The 15,937-nt window shown below is 29.7% G+C and carries 14 protein-coding genes; 11 read left to right on the forward strand and 3 right to left on the reverse strand.

Annotation, left to right across the window (positions count from 1 at the left end):
* Position 1: 1 nt before the first annotated feature.
* The 3 genes from BET03_RS05740 to BET03_RS05750 are packed head-to-tail and all read right to left on the reverse strand — an operon-like array spanning position 2 to position 2,232.
* The gene (locus BET03_RS05740) at positions 2 to 880 is read right to left on the reverse strand and encodes a hypothetical protein (protein WP_183108744.1); all 879 of its coding nucleotides are present in this window, start codon (positions 878 to 880) and stop codon (positions 2 to 4) included.
* On the reverse strand, positions 852 to 1,652 hold the full coding sequence (locus BET03_RS05745) for a TPM domain-containing protein (protein ID WP_120168242.1): 801 nt from the start codon (positions 1,650 to 1,652) through the stop codon (positions 852 to 854). The genes BET03_RS05740 and BET03_RS05745 overlap by 29 nt, the downstream gene beginning before the upstream one ends.
* 10 nt (positions 1,653 to 1,662) lie before the next feature.
* Positions 1,663 to 2,232: a LemA family protein gene (locus BET03_RS05750; protein ID WP_120168244.1), complete on the reverse strand. Its 570-nt coding sequence runs from the start codon at positions 2,230 to 2,232 to the stop codon at positions 1,663 to 1,665.
* A 148-nt stretch (positions 2,233 to 2,380) separates the two neighbouring features.
* Between BET03_RS05750 and BET03_RS05755 the strand changes: the two genes are divergently transcribed.
* From BET03_RS05755 to BET03_RS05805, 11 genes are all read left to right on the forward strand, one after another.
* Positions 2,381 to 3,241, forward strand: coding sequence for a DMT family transporter (locus BET03_RS05755; RefSeq protein ID WP_120168246.1), 861 nt, complete (start codon positions 2,381 to 2,383; stop codon positions 3,239 to 3,241).
* A gap of 199 nt (positions 3,242 to 3,440) precedes the next feature.
* Entirely contained in the window at positions 3,441 to 4,556 is a 1,116-nt protein-coding gene (locus BET03_RS05760; RefSeq protein ID WP_120168248.1) for an ABC transporter ATP-binding protein, read from the forward strand.
* 78 nt (positions 4,557 to 4,634) lie between these two features.
* The gene (locus BET03_RS05765; protein WP_120168250.1) at positions 4,635 to 5,609 is read left to right on the forward strand and encodes a PucR family transcriptional regulator; all 975 of its coding nucleotides are present in this window, start codon (positions 4,635 to 4,637) and stop codon (positions 5,607 to 5,609) included.
* A 55-nt stretch (positions 5,610 to 5,664) separates the two neighbouring features.
* The gene (locus BET03_RS05770; RefSeq protein ID WP_120168252.1) at positions 5,665 to 6,624 is read left to right on the forward strand and encodes a carbohydrate kinase family protein; all 960 of its coding nucleotides are present in this window, start codon (positions 5,665 to 5,667) and stop codon (positions 6,622 to 6,624) included.
* Between the two features lie 12 nt (positions 6,625 to 6,636).
* On the forward strand, positions 6,637 to 8,139 hold the full coding sequence (locus tag BET03_RS05775; protein WP_183108745.1) for a glycosyltransferase: 1,503 nt from the start codon (positions 6,637 to 6,639) through the stop codon (positions 8,137 to 8,139).
* Positions 8,139 to 9,164, forward strand: coding sequence for a galactose-1-phosphate uridylyltransferase (gene galT / locus BET03_RS05780; RefSeq protein WP_120168256.1), 1,026 nt, complete (start codon positions 8,139 to 8,141; stop codon positions 9,162 to 9,164). The genes BET03_RS05775 and galT overlap by 1 nt, the downstream gene beginning before the upstream one ends.
* Positions 9,165 to 9,275: 111 nt before the next feature.
* Positions 9,276 to 10,292 (forward strand): LacI family DNA-binding transcriptional regulator, encoded by a 1,017-nt coding sequence (locus BET03_RS05785; protein ID WP_120168258.1) that lies wholly within the window; start codon positions 9,276 to 9,278, stop codon positions 10,290 to 10,292.
* A 231-nt stretch (positions 10,293 to 10,523) separates the two neighbouring features.
* A complete protein-coding gene (locus BET03_RS05790; protein ID WP_120168324.1) occupies positions 10,524 to 12,812 on the forward strand; it encodes a glycoside hydrolase family 65 protein in 2,289 nt (762 codons plus the stop codon).
* Positions 12,813 to 12,851: 39 nt separating this feature from the next.
* Positions 12,852 to 14,075 (forward strand): ABC transporter substrate-binding protein, encoded by a 1,224-nt coding sequence (locus tag BET03_RS05795; RefSeq protein WP_120168260.1) that lies wholly within the window; start codon positions 12,852 to 12,854, stop codon positions 14,073 to 14,075.
* 48 nt (positions 14,076 to 14,123) lie between these two features.
* Complete coding sequence (locus BET03_RS05800) at positions 14,124 to 15,083, forward strand: carbohydrate ABC transporter permease (protein ID WP_243096867.1); 960 nt, start codon at positions 14,124 to 14,126, stop codon at positions 15,081 to 15,083.
* Between the two features lie 11 nt (positions 15,084 to 15,094).
* Entirely contained in the window at positions 15,095 to 15,922 is an 828-nt protein-coding gene (locus BET03_RS05805) for a carbohydrate ABC transporter permease (RefSeq protein ID WP_120168262.1), read from the forward strand.
* Positions 15,923 to 15,937: the final 15 nt, after the last annotated feature.

Below are 15,937 nucleotides of genomic sequence, written 5' to 3' on the forward strand. Positions count from 1 at the left end.
TCTACTCTTTTGTCAATTCTATTTCTGACCTTAACATATCTCTTCTATCATCATAAATTACAAAGGCAAGAGTAAGGAAAAATAAATCTAAAACTATTGATATAAGTGATAGTAATACTATTAAAGTAATAGATAAAGGTTTTATTAAATCTATAAAAAAGGGAGTTGGAAGGTCAATGTTAATTGGTTTACGCTGCTGATTACTATTTAATTTTGATTTATTATCCCCAGTTAAAATAGCATCTAGTAGGTTTACAAGAAAAAGTAGACCAAAATTCATCTTTGCAAACCTAAAACTTAAGTCAATAGACTTAAATACGCCACAATCCTCATAAACTAAAATAGTTTCCCACATATAAATAAATGTGGATAAAGCTAAAATAAATATAAAAATTACAATAAAAGAAAGAATCCTTAAATTTGTTAAAATAAATAATGGTACTGCAATAATAGCGCTTAAAATTCCAAAAACCACAGCTATTATTATACTTCCAAAGAAAATTCTTACAAAATATTTCTTTATCCCTTTAAATAAACTTCTTATACTAGTTTCATTATATAAAACAACCTCTTTAATCATAAATAATACTCCTATTTCAATTAATAGATTTATAATTACTAAAAAGAAAATTAAAATTAATAGGGCAGGAAAATAAGCAGGTGTAAATGTATTAAAAGAGTTATTATCTCCAATATAGTTTATTAAGGGTAAAATTGTTATCAATAACGAAAAAATCTGAATTAAAGCAGGTACAAATAAAATAGGATTATCAAAGATTAGTCTAAAACTCTTTTTAGAGTAGTCAATAAAGCTATTTTTCATTTTTATCCCCTTAAAACTAAAGAAAATATTACCAGCCTCCACTGGCTCCACCACCACCGGAGGAACCTCCCCCACCATGGTTATCATTTCCACCTCCATTAAAGTTAAAGCCTCCCCTTGAGGCAATCCTTATAAAGGTGAAGGTTAAGAATCCATCAAAGAAAGTAAAGTCAATTATCAAGAAAATAATTATTCCAATTATAATAATAATCTTTTTTACTGAATCAAATAGATTAGCTATACCCTCTTTAGATTTTTGTGGAGAATGTTCATTGTTTGGTTCAAAAATAAACCTTTTATGCTCATTTGAATTTGAGTCTATATTATATTCTATTTTAACCTCTTTAACTAATGCTTTAAAACCTTCTAAGGTACCTTTATTATAATTCCCCTTTTTAAAATAAGGGATTATCATCTTGTCTCTAATTTCTCCAGCTTTTCCATCAGGAATTGCCCCTTCTAGTCCATACCCTATCTCAATTCTCATCTTATTTTCAGTTGGTGCAATTAAAAAGAGAATGCCGTTGTTTTTTTCCTTACTTCCTATTTCCCAATATCTGAAAAGTCTATTGGCATACTCTTCAATACTTCTATTCTGTAGTGAATTAACAGTAGCAACTACTATCTGAGCTCCAGTTTTACTATGTAAACTTTCATTAGTTTCCACTATATAATTTTCTACTGTTTCATCTAAGATATTTGCTTCATCATATACATAAAATTCTCTACTTGGCTGTGGAAGGTTTAAGTCATCGGCAATCACATAGGAATTTGTAATACAAATTAAAACTATTATCCAAATTAGAGAAAACTTTATTTTATTTTTCATTTAAAACACCCTATTCAAAGTTTACTTCTGGAACTTCTTTGTCTTTTTGGTCTACTTCAAAATATTCTTTATTTTCAAATCCGAACATATTAGCAATTATGTTAGTAGGGAACTTCCTGATTTTACTGTTAAACCCTTTTACAGCTTCATTATAATCTCTCCTTGCCACTGCTATTCTATTTTCAGTTCCTGCTAGTTCATCTTGTAGTCTAATAAAGTTTTCATTAGACTTTAGTTCTGGATATCTTTCAACTACAAAATTTAATCTCTCTAAAGCTGTTGTTACTTGTGCATTAGCTTCAGCATATTCCTTTGGAGTGGTTGCCTTTTGCAATTTGCTTCGAGCCTCAGTAACACCTATTAAAACTTCCTTTTCTTGATTTGCAAATCCCTTTACAGTGTTTACTAAATTAGGGATTAAGTCAGCCCTTCTTTTTAATTGATTTTCTACTTGAGCCCATTTTGAATTAACATTCTCTTCTAACTGAACTAAATTATTATATGTTCCTATTAGGGTAACGGATGGTATAACAATTAAAAGTAACAGTACTACAGCAATTGCTATTAAAGATTTTTTCAATTAAATCATCTCCTTTCTTTTATATATATTAACATGATACAACGTATTTTCATATTTTACCATAAGAATTTTATTTCTTAAAGGACTTTATTATAATTTTATTTTAATGTAAACTAAATGTGTATGTCAAAATGAGGAGGTACAAAATATGGAAAATAGGAAAAAAGGTATTATACTAATATTACTTTCAGCACTATTTTTTGCCCTTATGGCAGCAACTGTTAAGTCATTAGGAAATATTCCAGTTTATGAGAAGATATTTTTTAGAAATTTAATTGGATTTATTGTTGCTACTTATATAATTATAAAAAATAAAAAGCCTATTTTAGGAAATAATCGTAAATTTCTCTTTTTAAGAAGCTTTTTTGGTTTAATGGGGGTTGCAGCTTACTTTTATGCATTATCAAATATAGCTTTATCAGATGCAGTTATACTAAACAAGATGTCTCCATTTTTCGTTATGGTTTTATCTGCAATCTTTTTAGGGGAAAGAATAAAAAAACTTCAGTTTGTATCTTTAATATTAGCCCTTTTAGGTGCAGGGTTTGTAATCAGACCTGAATTTAATTATACAGTAATCCCAGCTTTAGTAGCACTTTTATCAGCTTTTTTTGCAGGTTCAGCATATACAACCATAAGATATTTACGACACACAGATAGCCCGGAAACTATAGTGTTTTACTTTACTGTAATATCTACTATTACAATGATACCTTTTATGATATTTGGAGGGTTTGCTATACCTAGCCCTGTAGAACTACTAAAACTTATTAGTCTTGGAGTTTTTGCTACAACTGCCCAATTTTTAATGACCCATGCTTATAGATATGCACCTGCTGGTGAATTGGCAATTTATACGTATATGAACATAATCTTTTCAACAATATTAGGTTTAATAATTTGGGCGGAAATTCCTGATTTTTTAAGCATATTGGGAGGAACCCTAATTATAATGGCTGGCTATTTAAATTATAGGGCTAATAAAACAAAAAGTAGGTTGTCAAAATAAATATTATATGATAATCATTAAGCTTAAAAATGAAACGGGACCCTAGTTCTCGTTTCATTTTTTATATATTTATGCAAAACAACTAAAAACGTTTTCAGAATTTTGGACATAATGCTAATAGAAAATAATGGATTAATATAGTAGACTTATATATAGGAAAAGATTATACCATAAATTAACTATAAAGGGGGAAAATTTAATGGCAGGTTTAACTTTTAAAAATATATGGAAGATTTACCCAGGTGATGTTACTGCTGTTGAAGATTTTAATCTAGAAATTGAAGATAAAGAGTTTATAGTATTAGTAGGACCTTCAGGTTGTGGAAAGTCTACAACTTTAAGGATGGTGGCAGGCTTAGAGGAGATATCAAAGGGTGAATTATATATTGGAGATAAATTAGTTAATGATGTAGCTCCAAAGGATAGGGATATAGCAATGGTTTTCCAAAATTATGCATTATATCCTCACATGTCTGTTTATGATAATATGGCCTTTGGATTAAAGCTTAGAAAAGTTCCAAAGGACGAAATAGATAGAAAAGTAAAGGAAGCAGCTAAAATACTTGGTATTGAGCAATTACTAGATAGAAAACCAAAGGCTTTATCAGGGGGACAAAGACAAAGGGTTGCATTAGGTAGAGCAATAGTAAGGGAACCTAAGGTTTTCTTAATGGATGAGCCTTTATCAAATTTAGATGCTAAATTAAGGGTACAAACAAGAACTGAAATTATAAAATTACATAAAAAGTTACAAACAACTTTCATATATGTAACACACGACCAAACAGAAGCTATGACTATGGGAGATAGGATTGTAGTAATGAAAGATGGACGTATACAACAGGCAGCTACACCTCAAGAAGTTTATGAAAAACCGGCTAATGTATTTGTTGGTGGCTTTATAGGAAGTCCTCAAATGAACTTTATTAATGTGAAAGTTGTAGGAGAAAGTATAGAAGATTGCCACTTAAAATTTGGAGATACTAAGGTTAAGTTGCCAGAGGGTAAAGCTAAAATAGTTAAAGAAAAAGGCTATTTTGGAAAAGAAGTTATTTTAGGAATAAGACCAGAGGATATTCATAGTGAAAAAGTATTTATTGAATCATCTAAAGACAGTGTTGTTAATGCATATGTTGATGTTACAGAAATGATGGGTTCAGAAACGTACTTATATCTTGATATTGAAGGTAACAATGTAATAGCAAGGGTAGATGCTAGAACTAAAGTAAATCCAGGAGATAAAATTGAATTAGCCTTTGATAAGAACAGAATGCACTTATTTGACAAAGATACTGAGATGGCTATAGTAAACTAAAACAAAAGCAGAAGAAATACTTCAGTATTTCTTCTGCTTTTTTCTAGAAATATTTTATAATAATAACTGGGTGATAATATGAGTAAAAATTATAAATTAGAGGATCTTTCAGATAGATTAAGCAAGATAATTGGTTTTGACTTAAATATAACTAATGGAACTAATGTAAGTGATAACACTACACATATAAGTATAAATGGTGAAAAGTATATTATAACTACTGATCCTAGTAATACATTAACAGAAAGGGAAAAAAACATAATAAAATTTTTTATTCAGGAAATAACATCAAAGGAAGACAACTATTATTCGGATATTAGTGAGAAAAAAATAAGAAGGTTATTATTTGATGATATTAAGGAAGATAAGATTAAAGAGATATTTGGTAATTTTGGTTTTTTAGAAGATAAAGATATTGTAGTAATTCTTTTAAAATCCTATGAAGATAATGATATTAGAGAAATTGACTCTTTAGTAAAAAATATAGACTCCCAAAGGGCTATTACAGTAAAAATTGATGAAGATTTAATATGCATAATATACCAAAAAAATGGTGAGGAAACATTAAGTTTTCCCAAGCTTATTGTTGATGCAATTGAAACTGAACTACTTAAAAGAATAAAAATAGGTGTAAGTCAACCACATTCAATAGAAAAAATAAAAACGGCATATGAAGAGGGTAAACAAGCTTTAGATATTGGTGTTAAATTTCAATTACCTGGAAATATGTTTTTTTATGAGGATCTATTTATCTTTAGACTGGTTTTATCTTTATCAGATAATGAGATAAAAAGAATTTATAGACAAGCAATTGATTTAGGAATTGACAAATTAAGTGGAGAAGAATTGAAAACAGCTAATACCTTTATAGATTGCAATCTTAACATAAGTCAAGCTGCTAGGAAATTATATGTCCATAGAAATACTCTTATTTATCGTTTAGATAAGATTAAAAAGGATATTGGATTTGACTTAAGAGTATTTAATGATGTTTTTCAGTTTAAATTACTAAGTATAATTTATTTATATATGTCTAATAAATTAGAAAATTAATTGAATTCAATCAAGTGAATTTTCAAGGTTTTAAGTTCTTAGGGGGAATGGTATTATGTTCAGACTAGATAATAATATGAAAATTCCTGAGGGCAATATAGATGTTGTTACAATAGGTGAATTACTAATTGATATGATATCACACGATTATGATGATGATTTTAAGTTTAGTTCTTTCCATAAATATTTTGGGGGTTCTCCAGGAAATTTAGCAATTAATCTAAAAAGATTGGGAAGAGAGTCAGCAGTAATAAGTAACATAGGGAATGATAGTTTTGGAAAGTTTATAATTAATACTCTTAAGGAAAACACAGTAAATGTAGATGGTATAACAATAGATGATGAGCACAATACATCTATTGTTGTAGTTTCAAAGAGTAAAAAGAGCCCAAGTTTTATAGCCTATAGAGATGCAGATAAGAACCTTAAACTAAATGATAAATTAATAAGCCTAATTAAAGATTCAAAAATTGTCCATTTTACTTCATGGCCCATATCATATGAACCAGCAAGAAAGACTACTCTTGAATTAATAAAATATGCTAAAGATAATGGGAAAATAATAAGTTTTGATCCCAATTATAGAAAGGTTTTGTGGGAAAAAGGACATAATGGTGTTGATTTTATAAAAGAATTATTAAAGGATGTTGATATGGTAAAACCTTCAGAGGATGATGCATTTCATATATTTGGTTCTGATACTCCGGAAGGGTATATAAATAAGTTTCTAGAATTTGGTGTAAAACTTGTTATGTTAACACTTGGCGAAGATGGTGTAATAGTCTCTAATGGTGAAGAGACCATAAGAATACCTACACTTGCTACAAAAGTAGTTGATACAACAGGTGCAGGAGATGCATTTTGGTCAGGGTTTTATGCAGGAATTCTTAAGGGGAAGACAATAAGAAAAGCAGCTTTATTAGGAAGTGCTGTTTCAGCCTGTAAACTAAAAGAGGTTGGAGCAGTAGTTAAGTTACCTAGAGTTGAAGAAATTGAAAAAAAATATAGAATATAGGGGGATTAGATTATGAGAATAGCTTTTTTAAATCCACAGGGAAACTTTGATAAAAATGATTTATACTGGACAGAACATCCCGATTTTGGAGGACAGTTAGTGTATGTAAAGGAAGTTGCTATAGCTATGGCAAAACAGGGACACAAAGTAGATATTATAACAAGACAGATTATTGATGATGAATGGCCGGGGTTTGAGGAAAAATTTGATGAGTATGAAGGAGTAGATGGAGTACGAATAGTAAGATTGCCCTTTGGTGGGGAAAAATTCTTAAATAAAGAAAAATTATGGTCATATATATATAAATATGTAGATGAAATTATAAAATTTTATGAAGAAGAAAATACTTGGCCAGACTTTTTTACAACCCATTATGGAGATGGTGGAATAGCAGGAGCAATTCTTTATGAAAAAACAGGAATACCTTTTACATTTACTGGACATTCATTAGGTGCTCAAAAAATGGACAAACTAAATGTATCTACTGAAAATATAGAAAAATTAAATAAAAAGTATAACTTCTCATTAAGATTAATGGCTGAAAGAATCAGTATGGCTAACTCAGCAGTAAACATAGTTAGTACTAGTCAAGAAAGATATGAACAATATAGTCATAAAGGATATAAGGGAGCAGTAGATGTAAATAATGATTCCAAATTTGCTATAATACCTCCAGGAGTTAATACTGAACTATTTAATAAAGAAAAAGAAAATGACCAAGAAGAAGTAGTTAGGGAAAAAATAAATAAGGTTTTTAAAAGAGATTTAGATGAAAATAGACAAGAGTTACCAGCTATTATTGCTGCAAGTAGATTAGACCCTAAAAAGAATCATATAGGATTAGTAAAAGCATATGCTAAGTGTAAAGAGCTTCAAAAAAAGTGCAATCTAGTTATAACATTAAGGGGTATAGATAATCCATTTGAGGATTATTCCATGGCTAAGAGTGAAGAAAAAACTATACTAGATGAAATAATGGAAATAATTGATGGGTATAATTTAAAAGGTAAAGTAAGTATGTTTAGCTTAAATAGTCAAAAGCAATTAGCAGCCTGCTATAGGGAATTTGCAAAAAGAAAATCTGTATTTTCATTAACAGCACTTTATGAACCCTTTGGATTAGCTCCAATTGAGGCCATGGCATGTGGTTTACCAGCTGTTGTTACTAAAAATGGAGGTCCTTCTGAAGTATTATCTGAAAATGGAGAGGAATTTGGCGTATTAGTTGATCCCAATAATCCAAAAGATATAGCTAAGGGACTGCTAAAAGTATTAAAAAATGAACAAACCTATAAAAAATATCAACAAAAAGGATTAGAGAGGGTATTCAGTAAATATACTTGGAATAGTACTGCCAAAGGATATATAGAAGTTATAAAGAGAAAATTAAATGAGATGAAAAAGGGAAAGAAATTTAACAAATTAAAAATACATCCATTTTTTAAAGAACCATTAAACAATGAACCAGTGTCTTTAGATTGGTTAAAAGAAACATATTTAGGTGGTGATAGTTGATGACTGAAATCAGAACAGATCCTGTAACTGGTAATCAGGTTATCATAGCAACTGAAAGGGGAAAAAGACCTACAGATTTAAAATCTGTTTTACCAGAAAAAAAAGTAAAAAAGATTGAAGATTCATGTCCCTTTTGTCCAGGTAATGAAGAAAAAACACCACCTGAGATTTCAAGAATTAACAGAAGAGATAAATGGACTGTAAGGGTAGTACCTAATAAATACCCTGCAGTTTCAATGGAAAGTTCTTGTAATATAAACGATTCAATACTATTTAAAAAAGAAAAGGGAAAAGGGAAACATGAAGTAATAATAGAAAGTAGAGAACATAATAAAAGCTTTTTTTATATGGATATTAAAGAGTTTGAATATATGTTAAAAATGTATAAAAAGAGATATAAAGATTTAATAAATTTAGAGGGAATAAAATATGTAAGTATTTTCAAAAACTATAAAAAAGAAGCAGGTGCTTCATTAGAACATCCCCATTCACAGGCGATAGCTTTACCCCTTGTGCCCAAATTAATTAAAGAAGAGCTACATGGAAGCAAAAACTATTTTGAAAAAGAAGGAAACTGTATTTATTGTGACATAATAAAAGAAGAACTAAATAATAATGAGAGGATTATAACTGAAACTAAAAACTTTCTAGTTTTAGCTCCATATGCATCTATTTATAGTTACCATACTCAAATTATACCTAAGGAACATAAATCAAATTTTGAAACAATTAATAATAAATTAATTGAAGAACTAGCAATTCTACTATTTGATATTTTTAATAGAATGGGTAGATTATTAGGTGATTTTCCTTTTAATATGTATTTACATACTCTTCCTAAAGATGAAGAAAACCATAATAAAACTTACCATTGGCATATGGAAATAGCTCCTAGGCTTTCTAATCAGGCTGGATTTGAACTTGGTTCAGGTATGTATATTAATACAGTAGCACCAGAACAAGCAGCAAAGGTATTAAGAAGTGTACCTACCAATTGTTGCAATAAAAAAGCTTATATAGTATAATTAGACTAAAACGTTTTAGTGAAACTTTTTTCGAAATTTGACATATATATTTATTTATCTATATAATTTAATTGAATGCAAGAATTAAATGTTAAGAATGGATGGTTTTCAATGAATAAGAATAGGAATGTTACAATTAAAGATGTAGCTAAAAAAGCTGGTGTATCTGTAAGTACAGTTTCTAGAGCCTTTAACGGATATAGTGATATTAATAAAGAAACCCGTGAAAGAATATTTAAAATTGCTGAGGAAATAGGATATGTACCAAGTATACTAGCTAGGGGTATGAGGGCTGAAAAAGCCAATAGAATAGGCATTGCTATTGAGGATTATGATGAAAATGAACCCACATATTCTTTTACTTATAGAATACTTGTTGGGTTTATGGAATATGCCTCAGAAAGAGGATATGAAGTAGTCTTTTTACCTAATTTATCAAAATATCAAGAAAGTAGATTAGTCCAAATATTAAAGGATTATCACCTAGATGGTGTCTTTTTAGTAGGATTAAAATTAAGTGATGAATTTTATAAACAGGCTTTAAGGGGAGAATTTCCTTGTGTTTTATTTGATATTCCAATTAAAAGGGGAAAAATAGGTTTTGTAGGTACAGACAGCATAAAAGGAGCAAGTCTAGCTATAGAACATTTTGTAAAAAATGGACATAAAAAAATAGCATTTATTAATGGCCATGAAAATGCATATGTTAGTCTTCAAAGACTTGATGGATATTATTTATCTTTAATGAAAAATGATATAACAATAGATAAAACATTAATCTATTTTGGAGACTTTACAGAAGAAAGTGGAAAAGAAGGTGTAAGGGAATTATTTAATAGACATAGGGATATTTCAGCAATTTTTGCTGCAAGTGACCTTATGGCTATAGGGGCAATTAAAGAGCTTAAGAAGATGGGAAAAAGAATACCAGATGATGTTGAAATAATTGGCTTTGATGATTTAGATCTTAGTGCATATATTACACCAAAACTTTCGACTATAAGACAAAATTCTTATAAAATAGGTGTTTCAGCAGCCACACTTTTAATTAATCTTATAAATGGTCAAAATATTAATCAAATTATTTTAGAACCAGAATTAGTTTTAAGACAAAGTACAAAAAATTAAGGTATAAAAGTGAGAAAACAAAAAAAGCTGTAGTGGAGATAAAATCTCTGCTACAGCTTTTTTGTCTAATTACTACAAACTGTTAACAATTTAATGGAGAATTAAAGGCAAATTAATTTTTTTCAAAAAAATATAAAAAATTAGAATTTAATCTTGAAAGAAAGGGTATATAATTATATAATGAAAACATACGAAAACGTTTACGAAAATAACAAATGGGGGTTGCAAATGATGGATGAAAAACTGTGGTTTGTGGAACAAAGTAATTACAAGGCATATGAAAACCCAAAATATGAAACAGTTTTTACTTTAGCCAATGGATATAGGGGACTTAGAGGTTGGTTAGAATTCTCAAATTATGGATTTCCAGGAAACTTAATTGCAGGAGTATTTGATAAAGCTGATAGCCAAACTACAGAATTAGTAAATTGTCCCAACCCATTAGTATTTAATATTTATACTGAAAATGAAAAATTAGATATTGACAGATGTGTAGTATTAGATTTTGCAAGAAAATTAAATATGAAGGAAGGCATTCTCTATTCAGAAATTAAACTAAAAACTCAAAAAGGAAAAATTATAAAAATAGCTTCTGAAAGATTCGTAAGTAGAAGTAATGTACATAGATGGGGTATAAGATACACTATAACTCCTATTAACTATTCAGGTAAACTTTTTATTGAAAATATAATAGATGGCAGCATAACAAACAATGAATTTGAGCCTATTAAAAAGGTAAAACATCTAGATGTTAAAAAGGGATACGATTTGGATACAGGAATTGCAATAAAAGTAGTTACTAAAGATAAAGGGATTGAAATAGTAGAGGGAACAGTTGTAAGAGGTATAGGAGATATTTTACAAAATAGAAAATATGGAGTTTTCGGAGAAAAGGTAAGAGAAATCTACGAGATGAGGGTTAAAGAAGGTAAAGATTACACTATAGAAAAGTATGGAGTAACTTATACATCCAGAGACACAGATAAAGACCCTTATTATCTTTTAGAAGAAGATATTAAGTCATATCTTGAAAAGGGACTAGAGAAAGAACTTAATCTACATAGAGATAAGTGGAAAGAGCTTTGGGACAAGATTGATATCAAAATAAAAGGAGATAAAAAAGCACAGACTGGCATAAGATTTAATCTTTTTCAATTATCATCTTCAGCTTATGAAAAGGATGACAGAATAAGTATTGCAGCAAAGGGACTACATGGAGAAGGTTATAAAGGTCACGTGTTCTGGGATACTGAAATTTATATGCTTCCATTTTTCATATATACAAACCCTGAAGTTGCTAAAACATTACTAATGTATAGATATAATACTATCGATGGAGCTAGGAAAAATGCACGTGAAAACGGATATGAAGGAGCTCAATTTCCTTGGGAAGCTGCAGATGATGGAACAGAAGTAACTCCTAAATGGGGAGTTGATTATGACGGTAATCCAGTTAGAATTTGGACAGGAGATGAAGAATTTCATATAAGCTCTGATATAGCCTTTGGAGTATGGGAGTATTACAGAACCACAAAAGATAAAGATTTTATGATGAATTACGGAATTGAAATAGTATTAGATACTTCAAAATTTTGGAGTAGTAGAGTAGAATACAATGAAGAATTTGATAGATATGAAATAAACATGGTAATAGGACCAGACGAATTCCATGAGCATGTAAATAATAATGTTTATACAAATTATTTAGCAAAATGGAACATAAAAAAAGGAATTGAACTTGCTAAATGGCTTAAAAAAGAAGATACTAATATTTATGAAAAATTATTAAACAAACTAGATATAAGTGAAGATGATATTAATAAATGGAGAGAAATTGAGTCAAAAATATATATTCCTAAAGATGAAAAAAGTAAGCTAATTGAACAATTTGAAGGATATTTCAAGCTTAAGGATATTACTATAAAAGAATATGATGAAAATGGAATGCCAAAATGGCCTGATATGGAAGGATGTAAACTTGGAGAAACCCAGCTTATAAAGCAACCTGATGTTGTAATGTTAATGCTTGTATTAGGGGATGAATTTGACTTAGAAACTAAAAAAGAAAATTATGAATACTACGAAAAAAGGACAATGCACAAATCATCATTGAGTCCATCAATGTATTCAATAATGGGACTAACTGTTGGAGATACCAAAAATGCTTACAGATATTTCATGAAGACAGTATTAACTGATTTGGAAGATAACCAAGGAAATGCAGGACTTGGACTACATGCTGCATCTACAGGTGGATCATGGCAGTGTGCTGTATTTGGATTTGGAGGACTATATGTTGATAAGGATGAATGTCTATCCTTAAAGCCTTGGATACCAGAAAAGTGGGAAGAGTTATCTTTCAAAATTAATTGGAGAGGTGCAATTTTAGATATTGCAATTACTCAAGAAGATATTAGAGTAAATAGTACAGACAATGTGAAAATAAAGGTTTTTGACAAAGAGTATTTTGTAGAGCCTAATAAAGATTTAACTATAAAAGCTTTAGCTTATAATAATTAAATTATTTAAATAAAAGATTAATTAAAGGGGGAAAATTTTATGAAAAAATTATCACTTTTACTTGTTGTATTATTATTAACAACTAGTTTACTAGTTGGATGTGGTGGTGGAGCTAGTGAAGATACTTCATCTGAGTCAAAGGAGGAAACTGTAACAATTAAACTTGGTATGTGGTCATCTTCACCAGCTGAAACTGAATTAATTGATAACCAAATTGCAGAGTTTGAAAAGACTCATCCAAACATTAATATTGAAAAGGAAGTATATACAGATGATTATATGCAACAATTACAAGCAAATATTGCTGCAAAAACAGAACCAGATGTATATTATTTAGATGTTTATCAAGCACCTGCATTTATTGAGAAGGAAGTAATACTACCTCTTGATGAATACCTTGATCAAGAAGATGTTAAGGACTTTGAAGAAAACCTTCTAAATGGTTTTATGAAAGATGGAAAGATATATGGATTACCTAAAGATTATAATACTTTAGCATTATTCTATAATAAAGATATGTTTGAAGAAGCTGGTGTTGAAGTTCCTACAACTTGGCAAGAACTAGAAAAAGCAGCTAAAAAATTAACTAAAGATGGAGTTAAAGGTATTGTTTTAAGCAATGATGCTGCAAGGTTTATACCATTTATATATCAAGCTGGAGGAAAAGTACTTGACAAAAATGGAAACATAGCCTTTGATAGTGAAGCAGCGGCAAAGGGACTAGGTTTCTATTATTCATTATTTGAAAAGGGATATGCAGATACGCCACAAAATCTTGGTGTAGGCTGGAACGGCGATGCTTTAGCTCAAGAGAAAGCAGCAATGTGTATTGAAGGTGGATGGATGATACCATTTATGAAACAAGCAGGTCCAGATGTTAATTATGGAATTGCTAAGTTACCAAAGGGAGAAAAACATGGTGATTTAGCATTTACAGTTGCATATGTTATGAGTAAAAACACTGAACATAAAGAAGCAGCTGCTGAAGTTATTAAGTTTTTAACAGGTAAGAAAGCTCAAAAAATGGTAGCAGAAAGTGGACTTGCAATACCATCTAGAAAATCAATGGCCAAGGTGTTTACTGAGAAATATCCAGAAAGAAAGCCTCTTGTTGATATGGTTCAATATTCAAAGGTTTATCAATTTGGAGTAAAATCACAAAAAATAATAGATGAATTAAATAATGCTGGTCAAAGGCTACAAAAAGGTGTTGAAAATGATCCACTTAAGTCTCTAAAAATAGCAGCAGACAATCTTAAGTAAATATAGGAAGCACAAATGTGCTTCCTATATCTATTGGAGGTGTGAAATTTGCCCAGTTTATCAAAAACTGAAATACAAAAAAATGATATGAAAGGGAAAGGTCCAACTCAAAATACATTTAAAAAGGCTAAAATAAGAGAAGCGATAGATGGATGGTTATTTTCATTACCATTTGTAATATCAGCATTAGTGTTTTTTATCGGACCTTTAATTGTAGCTTTTTTACTAAGTTTTAAGCAGTACTCATTTTTAGATGGATCAATACTAGATGCAGAATGGGTAGGCTTTAGTAATTATATTAGGGCCTTTAAAGACCCAGTATTTCGTAAAGCATTACTAAATACAACAATATATGCAATAGGAGTTGTACCTACACAGCTAGTAATAGCCCTAGCACTAGCCCTAGTAGTAAATTCAAAAATAAAGGGAAAAACTTTCTTTAGAACTGCTTACTATATACCTACTATAACTTCAACTGTTGCTGTAGCTATAATGTTTATGTTCCTTTTTAAATCTGATGGAGTATTAAATAAGTTTTTAGGTCTTTTTGGAGTAAATCCATATACTTGGTATGATAACATATATTTGGCTTTACCATTAATTATGCTTATGGCAATATGGTCATCAATTGGTTTATATATGATAATATTTCTAGCAGGATTACAGGATATACCCGATTCTTTGTATGAAGCCGCTAGTATAGATGGTGCAAGTAAATGGCAGCAGCTTATATATATTACTATACCAATGCTTAAACCTACAATTTTCTTTAACCTAGTAGTTTCATTAATAGGTGCTTACCAGATATTTGACCAAGCTTATGTAATTTCAGACGGAAATGGTGGACCATTAAACTCAACAATGACAGTTGTACTTTACCTATATAAAATGGGTTTTGATGAATTTGATATGGGATACGCCTGTGCAATAGGTTTTATATTATTTGTAATTATTTTTATACTTACTTTAATTCAGAAAAAATTCTTTGGTGAAGAGACCAAAATGTAGGTGGTGCAGAAATGGAAAAGAAAAAAGGTATTAAATTTTCAAGAATAATATTTTATCTTATAATTATAGGTTATGCTTTAATTGCATTAGGACCATATATTTGGACCTTTATTACATCATTAAAGCCCACAAGTGAAGTTAATAATTTTTCTATAGATTTTTCAACACTGTCATTTAAAAATTATACGTTTCTTTGGAAAAAGTTCCCCTTTGGGAGATGGTTTTTAAATAGCGTTATAGTAGCAGCTATTGTTAGTATTGGTAATGTATTATTTAATTCACTAGCAGGATATGCACTGGCAAGAATCAACTTTCCAGGAAGAAAAGCATTATTTCTTGCAGTATTAAGTATGATGATGGTGCCAGGTCAGATAGTTATGGTTCCAACATTTATGCTTTTAACAAAATTAGGATGGGTAAATACCTATAAAGGTCTTACAATTCCATTTTTAACAAGTTTATTTGGAATTTTTTTAATGAGACAATTTTTCTTAAGTATGCCTAAATCAATTGAAGAAGCAGCAACTATAGATGGATTAGGTAGATTTGGTATATTTTTTAGAATAGTATTGCCAATGGCTAAACCTGCTTTAGCTACACAATTTATTATAACCTTTAATGGAAACTGGAATAGTTTTCTATGGCCAAGTCTTTTAGCAAAATCAAGTGAAATGTATACTTTACCTGTAGGTCTTAACTCTTTCCAAGGACAATACTATCAATTTTGGGACCAAGTAATGGCTGGTGTAATGATACTTTCTATTCCTTCAATTATAATATTCTTAATTTTCCAGAAAAACTTTATTAAAGGAATATCTACTACTGGTATGAAAGGATGATATTTAAGTTTAATA

The organism is Thermohalobacter berrensis, assembly GCF_003609645.1.
Taxonomy (GTDB): Bacteria; Bacillota; Clostridia; order Tissierellales; family Thermohalobacteraceae; genus Thermohalobacter; species Thermohalobacter berrensis.